The sequence below is a fragment of the Sodalis sp. RH16 genome (assembly GCF_047324245.1).
GTDB lineage: Bacteria > Pseudomonadota > Gammaproteobacteria > Enterobacterales > Enterobacteriaceae > Acerihabitans > Acerihabitans ligni.
This window is the reverse complement of sequence record NZ_CP178737.1, coordinates 2,348,427-2,374,715: the sequence shown is the minus strand read 5'-3', so window position 1 is coordinate 2,374,715 and position 26,289 is coordinate 2,348,427. Positions and strand designations below refer to the sequence as shown.

Annotated in this window: 23 protein-coding genes; 19 read left to right on the top strand and 4 right to left on the bottom strand. The window is 53.5% G+C overall.

Going from position 1 to position 26,289, the window contains the following annotated elements; genetic code table 11:
• Positions 1-294: 294 nt before the first annotated feature.
• A complete protein-coding gene (gene csrD / locus ACL2XJ_RS10905; RefSeq protein ID WP_413726480.1) occupies positions 295-2,223 on the bottom strand; it encodes an RNase E specificity factor CsrD in 1,929 nt (642 codons plus the stop codon).
• Between the two features lie 331 nt (positions 2,224-2,554).
• On the opposite strand from csrD, the gene msrP reads away from it, so the two are divergent.
• The 11 genes from msrP to ACL2XJ_RS10850 all read left to right on the top strand — a co-directional run bounded on the left by msrP (position 2,555) and on the right by ACL2XJ_RS10850 (position 11,752).
• Entirely contained in the window at positions 2,555-3,556 is a 1,002-nt protein-coding gene (gene msrP / locus ACL2XJ_RS10900; protein ID WP_413726479.1) for a protein-methionine-sulfoxide reductase catalytic subunit MsrP, read from the top strand.
• Positions 3,557-4,156 (top strand): protein-methionine-sulfoxide reductase heme-binding subunit MsrQ, encoded by a 600-nt coding sequence (gene msrQ / locus ACL2XJ_RS10895; RefSeq protein ID WP_203522922.1) that lies wholly within the window; start codon positions 3,557-3,559, stop codon positions 4,154-4,156.
• Positions 4,157-4,397: 241 nt separating this feature from the next.
• A complete protein-coding gene (gene aroQ, locus ACL2XJ_RS10890; protein WP_413726478.1) occupies positions 4,398-4,850 on the top strand; it encodes a type II 3-dehydroquinate dehydratase in 453 nt (150 codons plus the stop codon).
• 20 nt (positions 4,851-4,870) lie between these two features.
• Entirely contained in the window at positions 4,871-5,341 is a 471-nt protein-coding gene (gene accB, locus ACL2XJ_RS10885) for an acetyl-CoA carboxylase biotin carboxyl carrier protein (RefSeq protein ID WP_132923606.1), read from the top strand.
• 11 nt (positions 5,342-5,352) lie between these two features.
• Complete coding sequence (gene accC / locus ACL2XJ_RS10880; RefSeq protein ID WP_413726477.1) at positions 5,353-6,702, top strand: acetyl-CoA carboxylase biotin carboxylase subunit; 1,350 nt, start codon at positions 5,353-5,355, stop codon at positions 6,700-6,702.
• A gap of 137 nt (positions 6,703-6,839) precedes the next feature.
• Positions 6,840-7,082, top strand: a complete 243-nt coding sequence (locus ACL2XJ_RS10875) for a YhdT family protein (protein ID WP_132923608.1) — start codon at positions 6,840-6,842, stop codon at positions 7,080-7,082.
• Positions 7,072-8,517 carry a sodium/pantothenate symporter gene (panF, locus tag ACL2XJ_RS10870; protein WP_413726476.1) on the top strand — a complete coding sequence of 482 codons (1,446 nt, stop codon included), beginning with the start codon at positions 7,072-7,074 and terminating at the stop codon, positions 8,515-8,517. The genes ACL2XJ_RS10875 and panF overlap by 11 nt, the downstream gene beginning before the upstream one ends.
• A 61-nt stretch (positions 8,518-8,578) precedes the next feature.
• Positions 8,579-9,466, top strand: coding sequence for a 50S ribosomal protein L11 methyltransferase (gene prmA / locus ACL2XJ_RS10865; RefSeq protein WP_413726475.1), 888 nt, complete (start codon positions 8,579-8,581; stop codon positions 9,464-9,466).
• 250 nt (positions 9,467-9,716) lie between these two features.
• Positions 9,717-10,682: a tRNA dihydrouridine synthase DusB gene (gene dusB / locus ACL2XJ_RS10860; RefSeq protein ID WP_132927893.1), complete on the top strand. Its 966-nt coding sequence runs from the start codon at positions 9,717-9,719 to the stop codon at positions 10,680-10,682.
• A gap of 23 nt (positions 10,683-10,705) precedes the next feature.
• Positions 10,706-11,002: a DNA-binding transcriptional regulator Fis gene (fis, locus tag ACL2XJ_RS10855; protein WP_132923611.1), complete on the top strand. Its 297-nt coding sequence runs from the start codon at positions 10,706-10,708 to the stop codon at positions 11,000-11,002.
• A gap of 78 nt (positions 11,003-11,080) precedes the next feature.
• Positions 11,081-11,752 carry a MarC family NAAT transporter gene (locus ACL2XJ_RS10850; RefSeq protein WP_132923612.1) on the top strand — a complete coding sequence of 224 codons (672 nt, stop codon included), beginning with the start codon at positions 11,081-11,083 and terminating at the stop codon, positions 11,750-11,752.
• Between the two features lie 11 nt (positions 11,753-11,763).
• On the opposite strand, the gene ACL2XJ_RS10845 is transcribed toward ACL2XJ_RS10850, so the two are convergent.
• Positions 11,764-15,606: a dermonecrotic toxin domain-containing protein gene (locus tag ACL2XJ_RS10845; RefSeq protein ID WP_413726474.1), complete on the bottom strand. Its 3,843-nt coding sequence runs from the start codon at positions 15,604-15,606 to the stop codon at positions 11,764-11,766.
• 315 nt (positions 15,607-15,921) lie between these two features.
• Complete coding sequence (gene cspE, locus ACL2XJ_RS10840; RefSeq protein ID WP_132923614.1) at positions 15,922-16,134, bottom strand: transcription antiterminator/RNA stability regulator CspE; 213 nt, start codon at positions 16,132-16,134, stop codon at positions 15,922-15,924.
• 540 nt (positions 16,135-16,674) lie between these two features.
• Here cspE and ACL2XJ_RS10835 point away from each other — a divergent pair.
• The 4 genes from ACL2XJ_RS10835 (at position 16,675) to ACL2XJ_RS10820 (ending at position 20,849) form a co-directional block, all read left to right on the top strand.
• Positions 16,675-17,700, top strand: a complete 1,026-nt coding sequence (locus ACL2XJ_RS10835) for an amino acid ABC transporter substrate-binding protein (RefSeq protein ID WP_132923615.1) — start codon at positions 16,675-16,677, stop codon at positions 17,698-17,700.
• Between the two features lie 78 nt (positions 17,701-17,778).
• The gene (locus tag ACL2XJ_RS10830) at positions 17,779-18,957 is read left to right on the top strand and encodes an amino acid ABC transporter permease (RefSeq protein ID WP_132923616.1); all 1,179 of its coding nucleotides are present in this window, start codon (positions 17,779-17,781) and stop codon (positions 18,955-18,957) included.
• Positions 18,958-18,972: 15 nt separating this feature from the next.
• Complete coding sequence (locus tag ACL2XJ_RS10825) at positions 18,973-20,079, top strand: amino acid ABC transporter permease (RefSeq protein WP_132927894.1); 1,107 nt, start codon at positions 18,973-18,975, stop codon at positions 20,077-20,079.
• A gap of 8 nt (positions 20,080-20,087) precedes the next feature.
• Positions 20,088-20,849 carry an amino acid ABC transporter ATP-binding protein gene (locus ACL2XJ_RS10820; protein WP_132923617.1) on the top strand — a complete coding sequence of 254 codons (762 nt, stop codon included), beginning with the start codon at positions 20,088-20,090 and terminating at the stop codon, positions 20,847-20,849.
• A 27-nt stretch (positions 20,850-20,876) separates the two neighbouring features.
• Here the strand turns inward: ACL2XJ_RS10820 and ACL2XJ_RS10815 are convergent, their stop codons facing one another.
• Complete coding sequence (locus ACL2XJ_RS10815) at positions 20,877-22,049, bottom strand: ROK family transcriptional regulator (RefSeq protein ID WP_132923618.1); 1,173 nt, start codon at positions 22,047-22,049, stop codon at positions 20,877-20,879.
• Between the two features lie 262 nt (positions 22,050-22,311).
• Here ACL2XJ_RS10815 and ACL2XJ_RS10810 point away from each other — a divergent pair, with 262 nt between their 5' ends.
• Genes ACL2XJ_RS10810 through ACL2XJ_RS10795 form a run of 4 tightly spaced genes read left to right on the top strand, consistent with a single transcriptional unit; the run spans position 22,312 to position 26,288 of the window.
• Entirely contained in the window at positions 22,312-23,565 is a 1,254-nt protein-coding gene (locus ACL2XJ_RS10810; protein WP_413726473.1) for an extracellular solute-binding protein, read from the top strand.
• Between the two features lie 10 nt (positions 23,566-23,575).
• Positions 23,576-24,478 carry a carbohydrate ABC transporter permease gene (locus ACL2XJ_RS10805; protein ID WP_413726472.1) on the top strand — a complete coding sequence of 301 codons (903 nt, stop codon included), beginning with the start codon at positions 23,576-23,578 and terminating at the stop codon, positions 24,476-24,478.
• On the top strand, positions 24,475-25,314 hold the full coding sequence (locus ACL2XJ_RS10800; protein ID WP_132923621.1) for a carbohydrate ABC transporter permease: 840 nt from the start codon (positions 24,475-24,477) through the stop codon (positions 25,312-25,314). The genes ACL2XJ_RS10805 and ACL2XJ_RS10800 overlap by 4 nt, the downstream gene beginning before the upstream one ends.
• A gap of 23 nt (positions 25,315-25,337) precedes the next feature.
• Positions 25,338-26,288: a carbohydrate kinase family protein gene (locus tag ACL2XJ_RS10795; protein ID WP_413726471.1), complete on the top strand. Its 951-nt coding sequence runs from the start codon at positions 25,338-25,340 to the stop codon at positions 26,286-26,288.
• Position 26,289 lies beyond the last annotated feature (1 nt).

Genomic DNA, 26,289 nt, shown 5'->3' with positions numbered 1-26,289 from the left:
CTGCAAGCTGGGGCGAAAATAAAATCCGCCTACTTTACCAACCACGAGAAGCAGCGACAAGGCGCTACTTCAATGAAAATACGTCCCCGTTAACATTCCCACACACCGATGAAATCCCTGACGCGGTTTTAAGCCAGGCTTCCTGTGAGAAAAATTCTCTTGCTTGCAGTCGATGGTGATAACACCAAGCAGAAAATCTGACAGGCCACCTGATCCCAGGTAATGTAAGTGCCTACTAACCATTTCGGTTAATGGGCGTATTGTACGTTAATTTTTCACGAACTTTTATACTAATCACGCATCATGGCGTGAATATTTTTTTACCAACTCATCCAACGACGCAATCGGGGCAAAAAAGTCACCTTGCCCCCCCGCCACGGCATGATCCGTTAACGTTTGCCATTCCGACCGCGTTCTGACGCCGGCGGCAAAAACGTGTGTCGACGTGCCGATACAAGCTTCCGGCAGGCTTTGCACAAACAGCTGGTTTTCCGATCGCCGGTGGATATCCCTCACCAGGCCGGGATGCAGCTTGATCATGGCGATGGGCACCGCCGTTATATACGCGGTGCTGACGATGGTCAAACCCGCCTCCACCACGGCAAGACGGCAGCCCAGCCCGGTCAGCAAGCGTAACGCCGGACGCAGCGACACCAAGTGTTGACACAGATCCGCCTCAACAAGTTCAAACATAATTTGCTGGCGCCGGGATTTTTCGCATTGCATCAACATATTGCGCAGCCACACCAGAAATCCGCGGCGCAGCAGCGAGTCAATGCTGATGCTGAAAGCCAGCACATGATCCGGCAATTGGGCCAGCAAGGGGATAATCCGGCTTAATTGCTGGCGATCGTAGCGCTCAATCAGGCCCAATTGTCGCAGCATCGGCAAAAACTCGGCGGCGGTCACAGTCTGTCCGCCCTCGATAATGCGGTTAATCATCACCAGATGATCGAGACGGCCCTCGCGAGTATAGGCCTCCCTGGCAAATAACCGCGGCCCGTCTTCTGATAATGTGCGTTCAAGCAGGGTTCGCCACTTTACATTACCGCGCACCGACTCGGGCACCCGGCTATCGTAAACCGACCAGGTATTCCCCCCTTGCAAAACGGCTTCACGGGTGGCCCGCTCCACGGATTCCATGACCTCAACCGCCGTTTGTCCCTTGCGGTAGCGATAGATGCCGATATTCAGGAAATCATCCCGCTGCCGTACCGGCAATGCCGTCAGGGTATTTAGCCCGCCGATGATTTGCGCCCCGAGGGACTCCGCCTCTTTTAAGGAGCAGTTGGGCAGCAGCACCGCCAAATCGCCGTGAAAATAGCGCGCCAGCAAGGCGTTGGGATAGCGCAAGACAAAGCTTGAAACAAGATTGATCAATGCGTGCAGCAATCCGTTGTCTTGCGGGTTGCCGGACCGGTCTTCCATGATATCCGCATCGGTGGATCGCAGCAGCATGACCACGCCGTGGGCGCCCATCTCCTGGTTATCTTCCAATTGCAGCCCGAGCTGGTTATCAAAAAACAGCCGGTTGCTCAGGCCGGTTTTCGCATCCCGCGCGGCAAAAGCCCGGATAAGAATATCCACCCGGCTGCGCTGTTCGCGGGCCTGGGCCAGGTCGCTCAGCAAACGATCAATGGCGCTGCCGGTCAGGGAAGGAGGCTCGCCGGCATTTTCCCGCACGCTGTCCCGTTCGCCGTGGATGATACGTTTGGCCCGGTGCTCAAGGGTCTCCTGGGGCTGGATTTGCCGTCGCAGCCAGTTGAATCCCGCCAGCAAGGATAATACCGCCAGCACAATGGCGATACTCACCGGCGCCGTAACCTCAAGAGTACGGCCCTCGCTCAGGGGCGCCGCCCGATAGGACGCGGTCACCAGCAGGTCCGGGCGGTGGGCCAGCGCAAGCCGGCGCTGGCGGTAACCATAAGGGGGCGCCACGGGTTCGGCGGACAGCGGGAAACGGTACAGGACCTTCTCTCCCTGTCGGATTTCCAGCCCGCCGACGCCGGTGCTTTTCAGCGCATAGGGCAGCCAATGGTCAAGAGCGGTCAGCGGCTCGGTCAATAACGCCTGATCCAGCGACGAGGCCAGCGCCGCCATTTGTCGATCGGTGCGGTGCTGATTAAGATAAAAAAAACTTAAGGCGCTGCTCGACAGCATCAACAACATCACCAGCGAGCACAATAAGGCCATCATTGCGGAGAGTTTGACTATCAATCGCATCCCTGTGCCCCGATAAAAGTCTGAGGTTAATCTGCGACCAGAGTATGAAAAGCGCAACATCACCTGTCGCCGCCCTCGTAGCCGGAAGATGGAAGGCGCAATGTCCGTCCCCGTCGCCGCCTTTACCGCCGGTTGCAAATCAAAATAAGTGTATCGGTAGTTGGTTTAAAATGACATATTTTTAGCCAATACGTTTATAAATCCCCCAAAATCGTCAGTCAGCGAGGGGGAGTTGACAGCACGTTGAAGCGTAGCGGGAATGAAAATGATTTTTATGCATCATACTTATAAATAATGTGAAAGCCTGTGGTTTGATCCTGTGGAGCCCGTCATGAACCGTTACCGTGCATTGCGCGACGCCGATGTCACCGCTGAAGAAGCCTTTTTCCAGCGCAGGAAAGTATTGAAAGCCTTGGGGCTCACCGCTGCTGCGCTGAGTCTGCCGTTTCAGGCCCGGGCGGATATCGCCTCCTGGATAAAACGGCACGAGCCGCCCAAGGCTCCGCCCGGCAAAGCCCTGACCTTCACCCAGCCGGCGCAGTGGCACGCCGGGCTGCCGTTAACGCCGGAGGAAAAAGTCACCGGCTATAATAACTTTTATGAATTCGGCATGGACAAATCCGACCCGTCACATAATGCCGGCGGCTTAAAAACCGACGGCTGGAAGGTGCGCATCGACGGCGAAGTGGCGAAACCCGTCACCCTGGATATGGACGATATCCTCAAGCATTTCCCCCTGGAAGAGCGGATTTACCGGATGCGCTGCGTTGAAGGCTGGTCAATGGTAGTGCCCTGGATAGGCTTTGAGCTTGGAAAGCTGCTTAAACTGGCGGAACCCACCGGCCAGGCGCGTTTCGTGGCGTTCCAGACGCTGGACGATCCCTCGCAGTTGCCCGGCGAAAAAGATAGCCTGCTGGGGGGCGGCCTGGCCTATCCTTATGTTGAGGGGCTGCGCCTTGACGAAGCCATGCACCCCCTGGCGCTGATGACGGTGGGCGTCTACGGCAAAACCCTGCCGCCGCAAAACGGCGCCCCCATAAGATTGATTACTCCCTGGAAATACGGGTTCAAGGGCATAAAATCCATAGTCAGTATCCGGCTGACCCACGACCAGCCGCCCACCACCTGGAATCTCGCGGCGCCGAACGAGTATGGCTTCTACGCCAACGTAAATCCCCATGTGGATCACCCGCGCTGGTCCCAGGCAACGGAGCGGGTGATAGGTTCCGGCGGCATCCTTGATGTAAAGCGCCAGCCGACCCTGTTGTTCAACGGCTATGCCGGACAGGTGGCCGGACTCTATCGCGGACTGGATCTACGGGAGAATTTTTAAGTGCGATTGACCCTCAAGCACATTTTCTGGCTCAAAATCCTGCTGCACCTGGCGGCGTTTCTGCCGTTGGTCTGGCTGGTTTATGCGGTATTGCAAGGGGATTTCAGCGCCGACCCGGCCAAGGATATCCAGCATTTCACCGGGCGGACAGCCCTTAAGCTGCTACTGGCCTCTCTACTGGTGACGCCGCTGGCCCGCTACGGCCGCCAGCCGCTGCTGATCCGCTGCCGCCGCATGCTGGGCCTGTGGTGCTTTGCCTGGGTCACCCTGCATTTGCTCAGTTATGCGCTGCTGGAGCTGGGCATCGATAATCTCGGCCTGTTGGGCAGCGAACTGGTGAGCCGGCCCTACCTGACGCTGGGAATTGTCAGTTGGTTCATATTATTGGCGCTGGCGGTCACCTCAACCCAGCGCGCCCAGCGCAAATTGAAAGGCCGGTGGCAAACGCTGCACAACCTGATCTATGTGGTGGCGATCCTCGCCCCGATTCATTATCTTTGGTCGGTGAAAATTTTGTCGCCGCTGCCCCTGATGTATGCCCTAGGGGCGGCGGTGCTTTTGGCTCTGCGTTATAAAAAATTTCGCCATTGGTGGTCATGAAACAATAAGTTTTTATTTCTATCCCCGTTCAAAATGCGCTATCTTGCTCTCCACTTTGCGGCAGGCGCCAAGGTAAACTTCGCGGATTTCGCCAGCATTTAGCGGCTAAAAGCCGCGATATCTTTATAATGTATAAAGCGGCCGGCAATTTGCGGCGAATTTTGCAGCAAAAAGATGACAAATTGATACCATAAGGTTATTTTCTACCGGGTATCGTCAATTAACGGGAGATAGCGGCACGATGGCGGATAAATTGCACATTTTGCTTCTTAACGGCCCCAATCTGAATTTGTTGGGGACGCGGGAGCCGGATAAATACGGACGAACCACCCTTGCGGATATTGTCAGCCATCTCGATACGCTGGCCAAGGAGTACGACGTTACGTTCAGCCATCTCCAATCCAATGCGGAGCATGTCCTGATAGAACGTATCCATCAGGCCCGTGGCAATACCGACTTCATCGTCATCAATCCCGCGGCGTTCACCCACACAAGCGTAGCCCTGCGGGACGCGCTGCTGGCGGTCGATATTCCGTTTATTGAAATTCATCTTTCCAATGTGCATGCGCGTGAGCCTTTCCGCCATCACTCCTATCTCTCCGATATTGCAGTCGGCGTTATCTGCGGCCTCGGCGCCGACGGTTATTATTTTGCTTTTCAGACGGCGGTTAAGCGGCTGTCTGCATCCAATTAATTAGTGTATGGAACCCACTCATGGATATTCGTAAGATCAAGAAACTGATTGAACTGGTTGAAGAATCCGGCATTTCAGAGCTGGAAATCTCCGAAGGCGAAGAATCGGTTCGTATTAGCCGCGCCCCGGCGATGCAGGCCTATCCGATGATGCAACAGGCGTATATACCCGCCCAGCAGCAGCAGGCGGCGCCGGCAATTGCCCCTGCTCCCGCCGCCGCGCCCGCGGCGGAATCCGCCGTACCCGCCACCATGAGCGGCCATCTGGTACGCTCGCCGATGGTGGGCACCTTCTATCGCACGCCGAGCCCGGACGCCAAACCCTTTGTGGAAGTCGGCCAGAAGGTCAATGTCGGCGACACATTATGCATTGTCGAAGCGATGAAAATGATGAACCAGATCGAATCCGATAAGGCCGGCGTTGTTAAAGCCATTTTGCTGGATAACGGTCAACCGGTTGAATTTGACGAGCCGCTGGTCGTCATCGAATAACGAGGCGCCACATGCTAGATAAAATAGTCATCGCCAATCGTGGTGAAATTGCGCTGCGTATTTTGCGCGCATGCAAGGAATTAGGCATCAAAACCGTGGCGGTACACTCCACGGTGGATCGCGACCTTAAACATGTTCTGCTGGCGGATGAAACCATTTGCATCGGGCCGCCCCCCTCCGTAAAAAGCTATCTGAATATCCCGGCCATTATTTCAGCGGCGGAAATCACCGGCGCCGTGGCCATTCACCCCGGTTACGGCTTTCTGTCGGAAAACGCCGACTTCGCCGAACAGGTGGAACGTTCAGGATTTATCTTTATCGGACCGCGCGCCGAAACCATCCGATTAATGGGTGATAAGGTCTCCGCCATCAGCGCCATGAAAAAAGCCGGCGTACCCTGTGTGCCCGGCTCCGATGGGCCGGTGGGGGATGATATGGAGAAAAACCGCGCCATCGCCAAGCGCATCGGTTATCCGGTTATCATCAAAGCCTCCGGCGGCGGCGGCGGTCGCGGCATGCGCGTAGTGCGCAGCGACCATGAACTGGAATCCTCCATCGTCATGACCCGCGCCGAAGCCAAGGCCGCGTTCAGCAACGACATGGTCTATATGGAAAAGTACCTGGAAAATCCCCGGCATATCGAGGTCCAGGTGCTGGCGGACGGCCAGGGCAACGCCATTTACCTGGCGGAGCGCGACTGCTCCATGCAGCGCCGCCACCAGAAGGTCGTGGAAGAAGCGCCCGCGCCGGGCATTACCGAAGCCATGCGCCATTACATCGGCGAACGCTGCTCCAAGGCCTGCCGGGACATCGGTTACCGCGGCGCCGGTACCTTTGAGTTCCTGTATGAAAACGGCGAGTTTTTCTTTATTGAAATGAACACCCGTATCCAGGTGGAGCATCCGGTGACCGAGATGATCACCGGCATTGATCTCATCAAAGAGCAGCTGCGAGTGGCCGCCGGCCAGCCGTTGTCCATCAAGCAGGAAGAAGTGGTGGTGCGCGGCCATGCGGTGGAATGCCGTATCAATGCCGAAGACCCCAACACCTTTATGCCCAACCCGGGCAAGATCACCCGTTTTCATGCGCCGGGCGGTTTCGGCGTCCGCTGGGAATCGCATATTTACGGCGGCTATACCGTACCGCCTTATTATGATTCCATGATCGGCAAGCTGATTTGTTACGGCGAAAACCGCGACGTGGCTATCGCGCGCATGAAAAATGCCCTGGCGGAGCTGATTATCGACGGCATCAAGACCAATATCGATTTGCAGCTCAGAATCATGAATGACGAAAACTTCCAGCACGGCGGCACCAATATCCATTATCTGGAGAAAAAACTCGGCCTGCAGGAAAAATAACAGTATTAACAATAGATTATATGTCTTACCTCGTTGAAAAACGATCCCGGAGTTAAAGAGGCGGGGCAGGACGCTATGTAGGCGAAACAGGCCGGTTCTTACCGGCCTATTTTATGACTTCTATCGGCATAAACATCATGGATAAACGATTTGGGCAGGCTCACCGCGAAGCCCGCTGGGCGTTCGGCCTGGCGGTGGCTTACCTGATTGCCTGGCTGCTGGCCGCCTACCTGCCGGACGATAAGCAGGGCATTACCGGCCTACCCCACTGGTTCGAAATGGCCTGCCTATGGGTGCCGTTGCTGTTCCTGCTGCTCTGCTGCCTTATGGTGCGCTTTATCTATCGCGATATACCGCTGGAGGATAACGATGCAAACTAAGGTTGTCATCCCCCTGATAGCTTATCTGGCGCTGGTATTTATCCTCTCCGTCTATGCTTACCGCCGCCGCCGGAAAGGCGACTTCCTCAACGAATATTTCCTAGGCAACCGCTCCATGGGCGGCTTCGTGCTGGCGATGACCCTTACCGCCACCTATATCAGCGCCAGCTCGTTTATCGGCGGGCCGGGCGCCGCTTACAAATACGGCCTCGGCTGGGTGCTGCTGGCCATGATCCAGGTGCCGACCGTCTGGCTCTCCCTGGGCGTGCTGGGAAAAAAATTCGCCATCCTGGCCCGGCGCTATAACGCGGTGACCCTGAACGATACGCTGCTGGCCCGTTATAACAGTCCGCTACTGGTCTGGCTGGCCAGCATAAGTCTGCTGGTGGCGTTTATCGGCGCCATGACGGTTCAGTTTATCGGCGGCGCGCGCCTGCTGGAGACCGCCGCCGGCATACCCTATGATACCGGTCTGCTTATTTTCGGCGTGACCATCGCGCTCTATACCGCCTTCGGCGGCTTTCGCGCCAGCGTGCTCAACGATGCCTTTCAAGGGCTGGTGATGCTGCTGGGTACGTTTATTCTGCTGTACGGCGTCATTCACGCCGCCGGCGGCCTGCCCGCGGCGGTGACCAAACTGCACCAAATCCAGCCGGCGCTCACCGCCCCCAGCGGGGTGGATCATATTCTGTCGCCGCCGTTTATGGCGTCGTTCTGGATCCTGGTCTGTTTCGGGGTAATCGGCCTGCCCCATACCGCGGTACGCTGTATTTCCTACCGGGACAGCAAAGCGGTGCACCGCGGTATTATCATCGGCACTCTGGTGATCGGCGTATTGATGCTCGGCATGCATCTGGCGGGGGCGCTGGGACGGGCGATCCTTCCCGACCTGAAGATCCCCGATCAGGTCATCCCGACGCTGATGATCACCGTACTGCCGCCGTTTGTGGCCGGCATCTTCCTGGCGGCGCCGCTGGCGGCCATTATGTCAACCATCAATGCGCAGCTGCTGCAATCCTCCGCGACGATCGTCAAGGATCTCTACCTCAGCCTGCGCCCGCATCAGGCCGGCAACCAGCGCCTGCTCACCAGAATGTCCGGCACGGTAACGCTTATTCTCGGCCTGCTGCTGCTGCTGGCCGCCTGGCGCCCGCCGGAAATGATCATCTGGCTGAACCTGTTGGCGTTCGGCGGTCTTGAAGCGGTATTTCTCTGGCCGCTGGTGCTGGGTCTTTACTGGGAACGCGCCAACGCCGCCGGTGCGCTAAGTTCTATGATATGCGGCGGCGTCTGTTACGCCGTGCTGGCCACGCTTAATATACAACCCGGCGGTTTTCATCCCATTGTGCCCTCGCTGCTGCTGAGCCTGCTGGCCTTTGTGGCGGGCAACAGGTTCGGCAAAACGGGCCGCCAGGCGGAACCGGCCGGTCTGTGACCTTTTAAACATAGCGGCAAGGCGGAACCGGCCGGCCATTCACTTTTTTATCGGAGCAGCCATGCCCTGGATTCAACTTAAGATCAATACCACCGGCGCCGACGCGGAAACCCTGAGCGACGCGCTAATGGAATACGGCGCGGTCTCGATCACCTTTCAGGATACGCACGACAACCCGGTTTTCGAGCCGCTGCCGGGCGAGACGCGTTTATGGGGCGATACCGATGTCATAGGCCTGTTTGCCGCCGACGCCGATATGGCGGCGGTAATAGAGGCCTTAGCGGGCCATCCGCTGCTGGGAGAGGGTTTTGCCCACAAAATCGAACAGCTTGAGGATAAAGATTGGGAGCGGGAATGGATGGATAACTTCCATCCCATGCGATTCGGCCGCCGGCTATGGATTTGCCCTAGCTGGCGACCGGTGCCCGACGCCGGCGCGGTAAACGTCATGCTTGATCCCGGCCTCGCCTTCGGCACCGGCACCCACCCTACCACCGCCCTCTGCCTGCAATGGCTGGACGGGCTCGATCTCGCCGGCAAGACCCTTATCGATTTCGGCTGCGGCTCCGGTATCCTGGCCATCGCGGCGCTGAAACTGGGCGCGGCCCGCGCCATCGGTATCGATATCGACCCGCAGGCCATTCAGGCAAGCCGGGACAATGCCCGCCGTAACGGGGTGGAAGAGCGCCTCACCCTGTTTTTATCCCAGGACAAGCCCGACGACCTGCGCGCCGATGTGGTGGTGGCGAATATCCTGGCCGGGCCGCTGCGTGAGCTGGCCCCGCTGCTCTGCGCCTTGCCGGAAAAAAAAGGCGGTGTTATCGGTTTGTCCGGCATTCTCGCCAGCCAGGCGGAGGGCGTTGCGGCGGCCTATGCCGACGCTTTCCTGCTGGACCCCGTCGCGGAAAAAGAGGAATGGTGCCGGTTAACCGGTCGCCGCCGCGAATGAGGCAAAGGCCGGGCCCGGCCCCAGCCTCCGTCGCGGCAGAAATGAGTTGTTGGTGAAAAAATTTCCACCGCACAAAAGGTGTTTATGAGAATAACCCTTTGTAATTTATGAAAAAATAGTCACGCAGGCCATCCTATGAACATTTTCATTGATCTATAGCACAGGATTGTTCAAAGTTTGGCCTTTCATCTGACGAAAAAAATGCGTAATATACGCGCCCTTGCGGACACAGTATGGTCACTCTTTGTCTATGCGTATTGGACAGCTTCAGCTCGATAATTGCCTGATGGCCGCTCCGATGGCCGGTGTGACAGATCGGCCATTCAGAGCGCTTTGTCATGCAATGGGGGCCGGATTGACGTTTTCCGAGATGCTTTCCTCTAATCCTGAGGTATGGCGCACGGATAAGTCGCGTCTGCGTATGGTACATAGTGATGAGCCCGGTATCCGGGCCGTGCAGATTGCCGGGTGCTGCCCTGTGGATATGGCTGCCGCCGCCGTCATTAACGTGGCGAACGGCGCGCAGCTGATTGATATCAACATGGGTTGTCCCGCTAAAAAAGTGAACCGGAAAATGGCGGGTTCCGCCTTGCTGCAGTTTCCGGATCTGGTGAAACAGATCCTGTTATCCGTGGTCAAGTCGGTAGACGTGCCGGTCATGCTGAAAATACGCACGGGCTGGTCGCCGGAACACCGTAACTGTGTAGAAATTGCCCAATTGGCCGAAAATTGTGGTATACAGGCCATCACGATTCATGGCCGCACCCGCGCCTGTTTGTTTAACGGTCACGCGGAGTACGACAGTATTCGGGCAGTTAAGCAGTCTGTCGCTATTCCGGTTATCGCGAATGGCGACATCACTGACCCGCATAAAGCCAGAGCGGTATTGGACTACACCGGGGCCGACGCCCTGATGATAGGACGCGCCGCTCAGGGAAGACCCTGGATCTTCCGGGAAATCCAGCATTATCTGGATACGGGGGAAACGCTGCCGCCGCTGCCGTTAGGCGAGGTAAAGCGTTTGCTGATAGAACATATACGGGAATTGCACGACTTTTATGGTCCAGGCAAAGGATTCCGCATTGCTCGAAAGCACGTTTCCTGGTACTTACAGGAGCATGCCCCCGACAACCAGTTTAGGCGCACATTCAACGCCATAGAGGATGCCGGCGAACAGCTGGAGGCGTTGGAGGCATATTTTGAAAATCTTGCGTAATTGAAAAAAGAGCTGACAGAACTATGTTCGAACAACGCGAAAATTCTGACGTACTGACCGTTTCCACCGTTAACTCTCAGGATCAGGTAACAAAAAAACCGCTGCGGGACTCGGTGAAACAAGCACTGAAGAACTATTTTGCTCAATTAAATGGTCAGGATGTTAATGATTTGTATGAGCTGGTGCTGGCTGAGGTGGAACAGCCACTGTTGGACATGGTCATGCAATATACCCGCGGTAATCAAACCCGCGCGGCCCTGATGATGGGTATCAACCGCGGCACGCTGCGTAAGAAATTGAAAAAGTACGGTATGAATTGATACTGTAACTTAACTTATTAATAATAAAAGCGTTAACGGGAGACCGTTAGCGCTTTTTTAATAAGGAAATTAAATACTATGGGCGAACTCTTCAGGGCGATAGGCTTAGGCTTGCTGGTGCTGTTGCCGCTGGCCAATCCTTTGACTACCGTGGCATTATTTCTGGCCCTGGGCAAACACATGAGCCAGGAGGAGCGGAGACGGCAATCGCTCATGGCCTCGGTGTATGTCTTTATCATCATGATGACGGCGTATTATGCCGGCACGGTGGTGATGAATACCTTCGGCATCTCTATACCCGGCCTGCGCATTGCCGGCGGCCTTATCGTCGCTTTTATCGGTTTTCGCATGCTGTTCCCGCAGCAGAAAGATGAGTCCGATGACCAGTTGCAGCCCGGCGACGGAATACACCACCACCCCGCCCCCAACATTGCCTTCGTCCCGCTGGCCATGCCCAGCACCGCCGGCCCCGGCACTATCGCCATGATTATCAGTTCGGTCTCCACCGTAAAAGACTCGGTTTATTTCTCACCCTGGGTCATTACCGTCGCACCGGTGCTTATTTTTCTTTGCATCAGCCTCATCTTGTGGGGATGTTTGCTCAGTTCCGGCGCCATCATGCGCCTGATAGGGGAAAGCGGCATCGAGGCAGTCTGCCGGGTGATGGGATTTTTGCTGGTCTGTATGGGCGTACAGTTTGTCATAAACGGTATGCTGGAAATCATCTCTACTTATCCGATAAAACCCTAGTCCGGTAAATATCAGATTATTACCTTGCCGGTGAATATATCCTTAATGCGCCGGGCGCTTTTGGCGCGGCTGACACTAACGATAAGGACCGGGTTGCCCTTGAGATCATCGGCCGGTGTAATACTGACCACGTTCAGCGGAGTGCGTGGTTTTACCAGGATGTGATCGATAAGGAAACCGGTGCCGGCGATTTTTTTAGGCACATTTTTATCGAATATGACGATTATCTGATCCCCCCTGGTTTTGGAAAACTGCCTGGTCCAGCCCTCTTTCCAGCCCACGCAGTTAACGGGCAACGCGGAGGCAGACATAAACCCCTTATCCGCCACAATGTCGCCCTCCTGCACCGCCTGGCCGTAAACGCCGCGGGGATATTCAGCTACTCGAAAGGCGTAACCATTGAAATCATGCATTTTGTCATAGTCGGACAGCAGCTCGGCCGCCTCTTCATCAGCTGATAAAATTGCCGTATCCTTGGACCGGGTGCCGAACCGCAGCCAGTCATTGATAAAATCGCTGCCGGCCTCGGTGTATTCTTCCAGGGCGGAAGAGTAAATCTGTTTTTCCGCCAGACCGTACAGCAGTTTTGAATATTTTTCCATATACTCAGGCGCATTATGTAAGCTGGAATATTTATTCTTGAGTAATCCCTGCATGAGATGCACTTCTTTCTTTAAACTGTCTATGCCATCATGGGAAACATCAACATTAAGTGACCGTATCTCATTGAGGCTCGAAGTATACTTTCTTACATCATATGAAGAAATTTCCTTCAAGCTTACCTTGAGCCCTTGTATATCAGTCGTCCTGAAAAAGGTTTTATCCTTTACCAGAATAGCAATGTCCGAGACATCCCCGACATGTAAATTGATAGGATATCCTCTGTTTTTAAGCTGTACGGAAAATTCAACCGGTATTTCCTCAGAGTTCCAATACAAGTTTATATCTTTCCCCACTGGTTTTTTAAGACCGGCCAGCATAAAGCTCTCAGCCATAAACACATCGTTAGGTTTAAGTTTGAGAAAATCTCTTTTTTGCATTCTGCCGATTTTTACTACGGTGCATTGCGCTGGTTTCATCTTAGCCAAGGCGGAATGGATATTTTCTATTTGTCGCAAAACATCCGAGTCAATAACCACCGGGCGATGCCTGGTAGACACGCGCTTATGCAAAGCCTCATTAACTTGTCGCATATTCTTGTATTGAAAGTCTGCCAACGCTTGCCTCTCATGAGCGTTCAGAGGCCGTGTATTTCTCATCTTTAATAGATCAGGCTTGATCAGCGCCTGACTGAATATTTCTCCAATGCGTTCCATGCGAGTAATCAGGTAAGACGGTTTATTATCGAGACTGAAATAAACCCGAGTCAGCTTATCCCCATGCCCATGCTCCCCTGGTTTGTATATAACAAAACCATTCTCAATATCTTCAACAGGAAAGTATCTATTAGAGAAAAGTATATATTTCTGATTATTAGCTCTATCTCTAAAAAAATTCCCATCCCTATCATATACAATAGCAGATTCGTTATAATCATATAAAGGATTTATTTCTATGTGCCTGGCTAAAATCCGCCTTACCTGCGGGGAAAATTGCGGGAGGCAAAGGCGGTTACCCACTATGCTGATTGACCTTGTTGTCTTACAAGGAATGGGATCAGTTAGGCGCAGCTTTTCCAAGTCAATTAACCGATATCGATTTAATTTCTTATTAAAGATGATGCCAATATTATTTTTTTCACCAAGGAAATAATAACCTGGATGTCCGGCAGGTTTTATTTGATAAACCGCGTTTTTAATCTTGAGGTACTGATCGCCCACTGCATCATGAAAAATACCGAAGTTATTGATTTTGGATAATGCTGAAGTTGATATATTCACTCCTTTGATATCGAGTTTATCAATATTTGTTAAGACATTTTTATGAAAAGTTATTTTATCATTTATCTCATCGCGGATTGAGTACAAAAAGTTTTTTTCAAACGAAAAAGCCTTCCCTGATGTTTGAGGCCCGGCTGAATCAATATGATACATTTCATTTTTCAGCTGCTCCGATACCGGCATACCCCCAAACCGAAACTCAGCGCCTTCATTATAAGCAATGGACATCCTTCCCTCCAGCAGTCCTCCCATGGCGATTAGCGCCACGTTTATACCATCGCCCAGCACCAAGCGTGCCGCCTCTTTTCTTTCTGGCTCATCATCGCCATTGACCATTTTGTCAATGTCCAGCCCCAAGGAAATAAAGGGAGTAACAGGATTAGGCAAAAGCATATTCATAATGGAAAAATATTTTATAGCCATATCCCTTCGCACCTCCGCATTGGATTTAATCAGACTGTCCGCGTCGCTCAATGCCCTGTTTTTCTGTTGCATAACGATAAACCGAACTAAATCATCCGTGATTTCATCACGTCTCCACCAGATCCTACCCAAGTAGTTTATCGCATCGGCATCTTCTCCAAAAAAATCAAGCCAGCTATTGACTCCATCAAGAAGAATTCCTTCCTGCCTGGTGTCAATTGAAAAATGGCCGGCAATAATTTCACGACTCCCTTTTTCCATGCAACTTTTTATGAACCATGTTTTCATGGTTTCAAGCGTGTGAAAGTAAAAAATCCCCCCAGGCTTCCCTGGTACATACATACCGTAATGTTGAGAATCATCAAAGCTAAATATAATGATATCAGTAGACTTAAAACCATTAATATCGAATAAATATTTTTTTATGGCGGCTTTCCTCTGGGGAACAAGACCAAAAGCCTGTAGAAATAAGCCGGCATACTTTTTATTAGATTGCGTTGGCTGGCTTATTTCTAAAAAAAATTGGGCTAAAAAGATATATTCCGGAATATCCGTCTGCCAATATTTATTCAATTTATATATATATAAATTAAAAAAATCCATCTCTATGATAAGATTAGCCACGGTGGAAGGTTTGATCGGCACCTGATTCTCGCCGCCAAAGCATCCTGTGGGTAAGGTTGAAGCGTTATAAATACCCGTCATCTGATCGACAACATCCATATTGTCACGAGCATCTGCAGAGAAGTTGTACAGCACACACTCAGTCAACGTCCTTGACTCTATGGCTGTGGTGCTATCATGGCGCCACCCGGTCACCGAGGCGGGATCATTCTGCGCCGATGTGAACCGATGAAAATAGGTTTTATCAGGGTCGAGAGACAAACCGGTTTTCTTGATTATCGCTTTTTTGATTTCATCAGCTGCCACTTTAAACAGATTAGGATAGTTATTTTTATAAGCGTTTAAGAACGTCTTAATCGACTCGTATTTATTAAAATACTTAAAACTATTGGAAACCGTTAATGCAGGCTTTAAATCCATATCAATTTTTCTCAAGCCATCGACATCACTTTTGGATTTGCGAACTCCGTTATCTAAAATTATTTTATTTCTGTGACCTGCCTTGACGTGACTCTTTTTTTTACGACGGTTTAACCGCTCAGAGGTTAAATGTTTTTCATCTTTATTGTCGACGCTATAATAATAGATTGAATGCTGTTTTGGTATGATAGCAGTGGGATTATTTTTGACATTGACTATGGCAATAAGTTTTTTAGGAATGGGCAAATCATTACTTTCATTTAAATATAACTGTTTTGAAATCGTACTGGCCGACAATGAGGCTCCTTGAGACAGTTGAGCGGCATTGGTGAGCAATAATATTATTTTTAACCATAGCGATGCATTATCATATCTGGCCCTATGAGCAGGCATCTCAGACAAACGGTTGATAAATAACTGCTGTTGTTGATGAGAAGGTGCTTTTTGATTTTTATGATTATTGTATTCGCCGATATTTTTTCTATAAAAAAAGTTTGTTATACTCATTAATATTCACCAATATTAACTCTTTTTAATTAAAATAAATTATTTTATAAGCAAAACGAGTATTGATTAGAATTAAATTTTCAATTAATGTCAACATTGATAATATTCCATATCTTATTATGATTTTTTTATAACCGATCATGGCGATAAGTGGGTGAGGGCGTTTAACGGATAACAAAATCATGTCGGTTTTCAAATAAAAAAACCCCGACAGAAGTCAGGGTCTTAAATTTTGCTATCAGGTAACTGCTATAGGGTCACAGCGTGCAGACTAAACGTCCGCGCTGGCCAAGCGGGTACTGACAATAGCGGGACTTACAGTGCGACAACGTTCGCAGCAGACGGGCCTTTCTGGCCTTTTTCGATCGTGAATTCTACACGTTGACCTTCGTCTAACGTTTTGAAATCATTGCTCTGGATAGCGGAAAAATGTACGAATACATCTTTGCTGCCGTCTTCAGGAGTGATAAAACCAAAACCTTTACCAGCGTCGAACCATTTTACTAAACCTTTCACTTTGTCAGACATAGATACTTCCTTCATAATTATTTGTGCCACATTGTGGCGATGAGGTCTGTTTATCAGGGATTACTTATGGTGGCACTTAAGAAGGAAATTCGTCGAAGAAGTGATGGTAGACTATCGCTTTTACTAGAACAACTTTACTAAAATGGCTTTCATAAATAGGTCTGCGCTACAAACCGTTGACACTATTAACTCATATCGACGCCTCGGATGCAAGCGTTATCCCGCATTGCCATCACAAGCGCTATCAAAAGTGCCGCTCAAATTGCATATTGCGCAAAATGTGAACAACATTCCCATATAATGGAACTCATTGCCGTAAAGTGGTGCATTGGCGCCGCCATTGCACCAAATAAGTGCTCGCTTGCCCCATAAAGGCCTGTTCCCATGTCCCAAACGCCCGTGATGTCGCGGCAGACATGCGATTGCCGAATTGGCATCCCCTTTGCTATGAGGATACTGGCGATATGCCATTGACAGGACAGATGCGCGGCAAAAGTGCATCAAACCATTAGCTTTATTTTCGGCCTCACAGGATGCTTTATGAAAAAAATTATGATTTCCGCGTTAGCCGCCGCAGCAACCCTCTTTGCGATAGCTAACCAGGCACATGCGGGCACGACTTTGGATGCGGTTAAGAAAAAAGGTTTCGTACAATGCGGCATCAGCGACGGTTTGCCGGGCTTTTCCTACGCTGACGCCAGCGGCAAGTTTACCGGCGTGGACGTGGACGTTTGCCGGGCCGTTGCTTCTGCCGTTTTTGGTGATGACAGCAAAGTTAAATACACTCCCCTGACTGCCAAAGAGCGTTTCACCGCGCTGCAATCGGGCGAGGTGGATGTGCTCTCACGTAATACCACCTGGACCTCTTCCCGCGATGCGTCCATGGGCATTGTGTTTGCCGGCGTCAACTATTATGACGGCATCGGCTTTTTGACCAAAAAGAAAGCCGGGCTGAAAAGCGCCAAAGATCTGGATGGCGCAACCGTATGTCTGCAGTCCGGTACCGATACCGAGCTGAATGTCGCCGATTACTTTAAAGCCAATAAAATGCAGTATACCCCGCTGACATTCGACCGCTCTGACGAAACGGCCAAGGCGCTGGAATCCGGCCGCTGCGATACGCTCTCTTCCGATCAGTCGCAGCTTTATGCGCTGCGCATCAAACTGGGTAAACCCGATGATTATGTGGTCCTGCCGGAAGTGATCTCCAAAGAACCTTTAGGCCCGGTGGTCCGCCGCGGCGATGATGACTGGTTCGCCATTGTGAAATGGTCGCTGTACGCCATGCTGGACGCGGAAGAAATGGGCGTCAACTCCAAGAACGTCGATCAGATGCTCGCCACTCCCACCAATCCCGATATGGCCCATCTACTGGGTAAAGAAGGCAACTTCGGCGAACAGTTGAAACTGCCAAACGATTGGGCATACAAGATTGTCAAGCAAGTGGGCAACTACGGCGAAAGTTTTGAACGTAACGTCGGCCAGGGTAGCGAACTGAAAATCAAACGCGGCTTGAATGCCTTATGGAATCAGGGCGGTATCCAATACGCTCCGCCCGTACGTTAATTATAACTGTCAATAGGCGGGAACACTGGCGCATGGCGCCAGTGTTTTTCCATCAGATTTATTTTCGGGGCTTTCCACATGCGACAACGCCAAACTGCAAAAGGCGCATTTTCCTTGACAAACCCTGCGGTACGCGCCTGGGTTTATCAGATCCTCGCGGTCGTGGTGTTATTTTCATTTGTCGGCTACATTCTGCACAATACCCTGACCAATTTACATCATCGCGGCATCACTTCCGGTTTTGGGTTTCTCAACGACGCCGCTGGCTTCGGCATCATACAACATCTGATTTCTTTTCAGGATGGCGATACTTACGGGCGAGTCTTTATTATCGGTTTGCTCAATACCCTGCTGGTTTCCGCGCTGGGGATCGTTTTTGCGTCAATCCTCGGATTTTTCCTCGGGCTGGCGAGGCTGTCCGATAACTGGCTGTTACGCAAACTTTCCACCATCTATGTCGAAACTTTCCGTAACATTCCGCTGTTGCTGCAGATATTTTTCTGGTATTTCGCCGTACTGCGTAATCTGCCCGGCCCCCGCCAGTCAATCAATGCCTTTGATATGATTTTCCTCAGCAATCGCGGCCTCTATATGCCCATGCCGCTCGCCGGCACTGGCGCCATTCCCACACTGTTGGCCGTAGTGATAGCCGTTGCGGTCTCGCTGGTGCTTTACCGGTTCAACCGCCGGCATCAGATGGCCACAGGCGAACTGCGGCGCAGCTGGCCGTGGATTATCATACTTATCCTGGGCCTGCCGGCACTGGCGCAGTTTATTTTCGGCGATGCCCTGCATTGGGATGTCCCTGCGCTCAGGGGCTTCAACTTCCGCGGCGGTATGGCGCTGATTCCCGAACTGGCGGCCCTGACGCTGGCGCTGTCCATTTACACCTCGAGTTTTATCGCCGAGATCATCCGCGCCGGCATTCAGTCGGTTCCCTATGGCCAGCATGAAGCGGCCCGATCGCTGGGATTACCGAATCCCGTCACGCTAAACCAGGTCATTTTGCCGCAGGCGCTGCGGGTGATCATTCCGCCGCTCACCAGCCAGTATTTAAACATTGTAAAAAACTCTTCGCTGGCGGCCGCCATCGGTTACCCGGATATGGTGTCTCTCTTTGCCGGTACGGTATTGAACCAAACCGGGCAGGCAATCGAAACCATCGCCATCACCATGTCGGTTTATTTGATTATAAGCCTGCTGATTTCGTTCTTGATGAACCTTTATAACCGGCGTAAAGCATTGGTTGAGCGCTAAGGGAAATCCATGACCATGACATTAACTCCCCATGAACCCGTAGCAACCCCGACGCGTAGCCGGCTGGGCCTGGCCCTGTTCTGGATACGGCAAAACCTGTTTTCCAGCGTTACCAACAGCATTCTGACACTGTTCTGTCTCTGGCTGCTTTGGGTGGTGGTACCGCCGTTGCTGAACTGGTTGATATTCCAGGCCAACTGGACCGGCGCGACCCGTAGCGACTGTACCCGTGACGGCGCATGCTGGGTGTTTATCCACGCTCGCTTCGGCCAGTTCATGTACGGTTTATATCCTATCGATCAGCGCTGGCGCATCAATCTTACCCTGGTGGTAGGGCTTCTGAGCCTGATACCGATATTCTGGAAAGCCATGCCCCGCCGCGGCCGTTACATCGTCTGCTGGGTGGTGGCATTCCCGCTTTTTACCTGGATCATGCTGTACGGCGGCTTTTTCGGCCTCAGCCGGGTTGAAACCCGCCAGTGGGGCGGCTTGACCTTGACTCTGATTATCGCCTCGGTGGGTATCGCCGGCGCCTTGCCCCTAGGCGTGCTGCTGGCCCTTGGCCGCCGGTCTAAAATGCCGGTGGTGAAGTGGTTTTCCATTGTTTTTATCGAGCTGTGGCGCGGCGTACCGCTGATTACCGTCCTGTTTATGTCCTCGGTGATGCTGCCGCTGTTCCTGTCGGAAGGCACCAATATCGATAAGCTTATCCGCGCACTGGTGGGCGTTATCATGTTCCAGTCCGCCTATGTGGCGGAAGTGGTGCGCGGCGGTTTGCAGGCGTTGCCGAAGGGACAGTATGAAGCGGCGGAATCCCTGGCCCTGGGTTATTGGAAAACCCAGGGATTGGTTATTTTGCCCCAGGCGCTGAAAATGGTCATCCCCAGTCTGGTCAACACCATTATCGAACTGTTCAAAGATACCAGTCTAGTGGTGATTATCGGTTTGTTCGATTTGTTCAGTAGCGTTCAACAGGCCACGGTTGACCCGGCCTGGCTGGGAATGTCCACGGAAGGATACGTCTTTGCCGCGCTCGTCTACTGGATTTTCTGTTTTGGCATGTCCCGCTATAGCCAGCATTTGGAAAGGCGTTTTCATACCGGGCATTCTTCCACGCATTGAGGTAACCCATGAGCGACAATAACGCCAACCCAAACGAACGATTGATGATTACGCTGGAAAACGTCAATAAATGGTTCGGCCAGTTCCATGTGCTGAAAGACATCAATCTACAGGTGAAATCCGGCGAACGTATCGTGTTGTGCGGTCCTTCCGGTTCAGGAAAGTCCACCACCATCAGGTGCATCAATCATCTGGAAGAGCATCAGCAGGGAACTATAGTGGTTGACGGTACCCTGCTGGATGACGATCTGCGCAATATCGAACGGGTGCGTACCGAAGTGGGCATGGTGTTCCAGCATTTTAACCTGTTTCCACACCTGACGGTGCTGCAGAATTGCACCCTGGCGCCGATCTGGGTGCGCAAAATGCCAAAAAAAGAAGCCGAAGAGCTGGCCATGCATTATTTGCAGCGGGTACACATCGTCGAGCACGCCAATAAGTTTCCCGGCCAGCTTTCCGGCGGTCAGCAGCAGCGGGTAGCCATAGCCCGCTCGTTGTGCATGAAGCCGAAAATCATGCTGTTCGATGAGCCTACCTCGGCGCTGGACCCGGAAATGGTGAAAGAAGTGCTGGATACCATGATTGGCCTGGCCAACGACGGTATGACCATGCTGTGCGTTACCCATGAAATGGGCTTTGCCCGCACGGTGGCCGACCGGGTGATCTTTATGGATCGCGGGGAGATCGTCGAACAAGCCCCGCCGGACGAATTCTTTACCCAGCCTAAATCCGAGCGCACCCGCGCGTTTCTGTCGCAGATACTTCATTAAGGCCGGTAGCCCGCGCGCAGCGGGCTTTTATTTCAGCAGCACTTCGTATTGCGGATTGAATTCATCGAATATCGGCAGGGCCGCGGCTCCCAGCGCTGCGGTATCGGTGCCGGTCATACCGATGCGCACCCGCTGTTCGTCACGGTATTTACTGCGCACCGAGCGCAATAGCGGATGCAGCCGCCGGACAATCTTTTCCACCAGCGGCTGCGGCATCTGGCCGCCGATGATCACCGTTTCGGCATCAAAAATACACTCGATAATATTGATACCCTGGCGGGTGGCCGGCAAGGCGGATTCAACCCAGCGATCGAAACAGGCTACGTCCACCTGCAGCAGATCCTCCGGCATGGCGGTCATCGGATCGAGCCCGCAGGCTTCATAGGCCGACTGCAGCGAAAGATAGCACTCCAGGCAGCCATGATTACCGCAGGCGCAAGGCCGGCCGTCCGGCTGTACCACCATATGGCCTACCTCGCCGGCGTTATGGGCATGGCCGGTGTAGATGTGGCCGTCGGTAAAAATGCCGGCCCCCAAGCCGGTTCCAATATAAAGATAAATAAAGGAATCCAGCTGCTTGGCCACGCCGTGGAAACGCTCGCCGATGGCCGCCACGGTAGCATCATTTTCCAGCGTGACCGGCAGGCCGGTGGCCGCCGACAGCTCTGCCGCAACATCAATATTTTCCCAGCCGTGCAGCGTTGTCGGCCCCTGGGACGAAATCCCTTCCACTCCGAAAGGCCCCGGCATAACCACGCCGATGCCCAGCAATTTGCGCCAATCGATCACCTCTTGCTCTTTCATTTCCGCCAGTATTTGTTTAATCAAGACCAAGGTTGCACCCGGTTGGGGCTTTCGCACCAAACAAAGGCGTCTGAAACGGACGTTGCCGGTAAGATCCACCAGCACTACCAGCAGGGTTTGATGATCGAGATGGATACCGATGGAGTAGGCGCTATCGGGGTTTAATGTGATGGGAACCGCCGGTTGTCCTCGTCCCCCCACATGCCGCGGCAGATGAGATGACAGAATCCCCGCCTGCTGTAATTCCAGGACAATGTTGGACACCGTTTGCGGAGTCAGCGCCGTAAGACGCGCCAATTCCGCCCTGGTCAGTTCTCCCTGCAGCCGGATGGCTTCGATCACTACCCGGCGGTTATGGGCCCTGGCGTGTTCCAGATTGGTTCCTGAATTTCTCATTTGCTCCCTACCGCTCATCACCCGTAGCGCCAGTATGTGCATATGCTTTATAGCAATCAAATTGATTTAATTATTCCAGACGGCCTTTCCCGGCACGCCATTTGCTTAGCTATACCCATTAGATTTCGAGTTGCAGCTCGAAAGATGAAGGGTATCGGCGACAGGCATCACAGGACAAAGAGGTCCTTGTTGCTTTCGCCTATTAAAACAATCAAATTGATTTAATCCCCACCCCAACATTGGCTGTTTCCGGAGAGACGTTATGAATATAAAGAGAATGTGCCCCGCCCTGACCCTTTGTGCGCTATCAGTCCTCTCGCTGGGACTCTCGGCGCAAGCCCTGGCCAAAACCCAAATCAGCGCGTTGTTTATGACCCAGGCCGCCTACAGCGAAAATGACATTCGCGCCATGACCGCCGATTTCACCAAGCAGCATCCCGATATTGACGTCAATCTGGAGTTCGTGCCGTACGAAGCGTTGCACGACAAGATCGTTGCCGCCAGAGGCGCCGGAGGCAATGGCTACGATGTGGTGCTGTTTGACGCCATATGGCCGGCGGAATTTTATAAATTCGGTCTGCTGCAGGATGTGACCCCGCGCATTAACGGCGATGACAGCAAAAAGATCTTCTCCGGCGCCATGAGCACCGTCACCTATAAAGACAAGATTTGGGGCCTGCCGTGGATTCTGGACACCAAATATCTTTACTACAACAAGGCCATGCTTACCAAGGCCGGCATCACTACCCCGCCGCAAACCTGGGAGCAGGTGGAACAGCAGTCGGAAATCCTGAAACAAAAGGGCATCGTTAAATACCCCCTGGTCTGGAGCTGGTCACAGGCGGAAGCGCTGATTTGCGATTACACCACCCTGGTCCAGGCATTCGGCGGCGAATTTACCCAGCAGGGGAAATTCAATTTTACCAATCCCGGCGCCCTGAAAGCCGTCACCTATATGAAAGAAACGCTGGACAAAGGCCTGACCAACCCCAACTCGCGGGAATATCTGGAAGAGGACGTCCGTAAATCCTTCTCCAATGGCGATGCGGCTTTTGCGCTGAATTGGACCTATATGTACAACATGGCCAATGATCCCAAACAGAGCAAAGTGGCCGGGGATGTGGGCATTGTCCCGGCGCCGGGCGGCAAGGCGGGGGACGTTTCCGGCGTCAACGGCTCCATGGGGCTGGGTATCGCCAAGGCCAGCCAGCATCCTGAACAGGCCTGGCAGTATATTACCTACATGGTCTCACAGCCGGTGCAGGACAAATATGCCAAGCTGAGCCTTCCGGTATGGAAATCGTCCTATGACGACCCGGCGGTACAGCAAGGGCAGGAACCGTTAATCGCCGCGGCGAAACAATCCCTGAATGTGATGCTGTCGCGCCCGGCCACCGATCAATATTCACAGCTCTCCAATATACTGCAGCAGAACCTGCAGCAGGTATTGCAAAACCAGGTGACGCCGGAGGCCGGCATGCAGGCGGCGACCAAGGCTGCGGATCGTTTGCACTAAGGATTGCTTCATGCTCAGTTTGCCGCAACGTGAGCGTCGTCAGGCATGGGTGCTGTTGGCACCCATGCTGGTGATGATGTTTTTACTGACCGCCTGGCCGCTGGCCCGCACCATCTGGCTGAGTTTTACCGATGCCGCACTGATTGGGGGCGGGGCGGCGCCGCAACCGGTGGGCTTCGACAATTATCTCTATGCCTTGACCGATCCCGATTTCCTCGCCGCCCTGGCGCGTACGCTCTATTTCACCGTCGTCTCGGTAGCGCTCGAAGGGGTGATAGGGGTATTGGTGGCATTGCTGTTGAATCAACAATTCCACGGACGTAGCCTGTTGAGGGTCTTGGTGATATTACCCTGGGCGCTGCCCACCATTGTCAACGCCATGATGTGGCGGCTCAATTTCAACCCGGATTACGGCAGCATCAACGCCTTGCTGACCCAGCTCGGACTGATCGGGAGCTACCGCAGCTGGTTGGGCTCTCCCGACTCGGCCATGAATGCGGTGATGCTGGCCGATATTTGGAAAAATTATCCTTTGGTGACGCTACTGACCCTGGCGGCGTTGCAATCGATTCCGGACGACTTATTCGAGGCGGCGCGCATTGACGGCGCATCCGCCTGGCGGCGCTTTCGCGCCATTACTTTCCCGGCCATTCTCGGCCCGCTGGGCGTAGCCCTGATATTGCGCACCATTGACGCGTTCAAGATTTTCGACATTATTTACGTGATGACCCGCGGCGGTCCGGTGGACAGCACCAAGACCCTGAGCTTTTTTGTCTATCAGGAGTCTTTCAGCTATTTGCGCGCCGGCAGCGGCGCCGCCTACGCCATATTGATGACCTTACTGTGCGGGATCCTGATCGCCATTTACATGCTGATGATCGCGCGACAGCGCCGACGGGGAATTGAGCAATGAAACGTTATATCAGGACAATGCTCCGCTATGGAGCGGCGCTGGTGCTGGCGATGTCCATTCTTGCCCCCTTGCTGTGGCTGTTTTTGATGAGCGTCAGCTCATCGGCGGATCTCGCCCGGATTCCCCTGGAGTGGATACCGCGCCAATGGGACTTCAGCCGCTACGGCCGGCTGTTGTCCCTTGAGCCGGGCCAGCCGGGAGACCTGTTTTTGCACGCTCTGGCCAATAGCATTATCACCGCAACCGGCGCCACGCTGATTTCATTGGCGCTGGCCATTCCGGCGGCGTTCAGCTTCTCCCGCTATCCGGGCCGCGACGGCTGGCTGATGGGCAGTCTGGCCATTTATATGGTGCCGCCGGTAGCCTTTGTGCTGCCGCTCTATTTTGTGCTGCAGCAGCTGTCGCTGCTGAATACCCACCTGGGACTCATTCTGGTGTATTGCTCGCTGATACTGCCGTTTCTGACCTGGATGCTGAAAAACCAGTTCGATGCCCTGCCACTGGATATTGAACAGGCGGCCCGACTGGACGGTCTGCGCTTCTGGCAGGTACTGCTGCGGATCACCCTGCCGCTGGCGAAACCGTCGCTGGCCGCCTCGGCGGTATTCGGCTGGCTGCTGGCCTGGGATGAGTTTTTTTACGCACTGCTGTTTACCAATAACATCCAGGCACAAACACTGCCGGTCACTATCGCCGGTTTTACCGCCGGTCGGGCCACCGACGACGGTTTGGTGGCCGCCGTCGGCATTCTGGCGTCGGTTCCGCCGCTGTTTATCGCCATTTGGCTGCAAAAATTCCTGGTGAGCGGTTTAACCAGCGGCGGCAGCAAAGGTTAATCACAGGACGATATCAATAGACTATGACTATATCCGCACCCGAGGCCACTTTATATGTAGTGGGCAATATCAATATCGACCTGATTATGGGTACGTTGCTTGAATGGCCCGCCCGCGGCACCGAGGCAATGCTCGAGCACAGCGCATTGCGTCCCGGCGGGTCGGCGGGCAACTGCGTTCTCGCCCTGGCGGCTTTGGGCACCAGGCACCGCGCGGTGGCCAATCAGGGCAACGATCATTTCGCCCACTGGCTGGCGCAGCATTTTGCCGACAGCGCGCCCTTTTGGCCGCGCTACGACTGTGAAACCTCGCTGACGGTGGGCATCACCCATCCCGATAACGAACGTACGTTTTTCAGCAACCAAGGGCACATCGTGCGGTTGTCGCAACAGGATGTCCTGCGGCAATTACCGTCGCAGGCGGCGCCGGGAGATATGGTATTGCTGTGCGGCACCTTTCTCTGCCTGCGCCTCTTCGACGAATATTCCGAGCTGCTGGCGACATTGCAGCGGCGCGGCTTTAAGGTGGCGGTGGATACCGGCTGGCCCCCTTCGGGCTGGAACAGCGAACTGCGCCAACGGATCCAGGGCTGGCTCAGCCGCTGCGATTATCTGCTGTTGAATGAAGTGGAGACACTGGGGCTGGCGGACAGCGGCGACCTGGCGGCGGCGGGTCACTCCCTGGCACGGCGGCTGGCGCCAGGGGGCGCCTGCGTCATCAAATACGGCAGCCAGGGGGCGATGGTCTGCGACGGCCTTGAGGTTTTATCCTGCGGCGCGGAACCGGTACAGGTGGTGGATACCATCGGCGCCGGCGACAGCTTTAACGCCGGCTTCCTGAGCGCGCTGTTGTATGGTTTTAACCGCCGGCAGGCGCTCTATTGGGGCACCAGGGTCGCCGGACGAGCCATCAGCAGTTCGCCGCGCCAGTACCCTGACCGCGCCTCACTTCAATCTTTTGCCGGGGAGGAGTAAT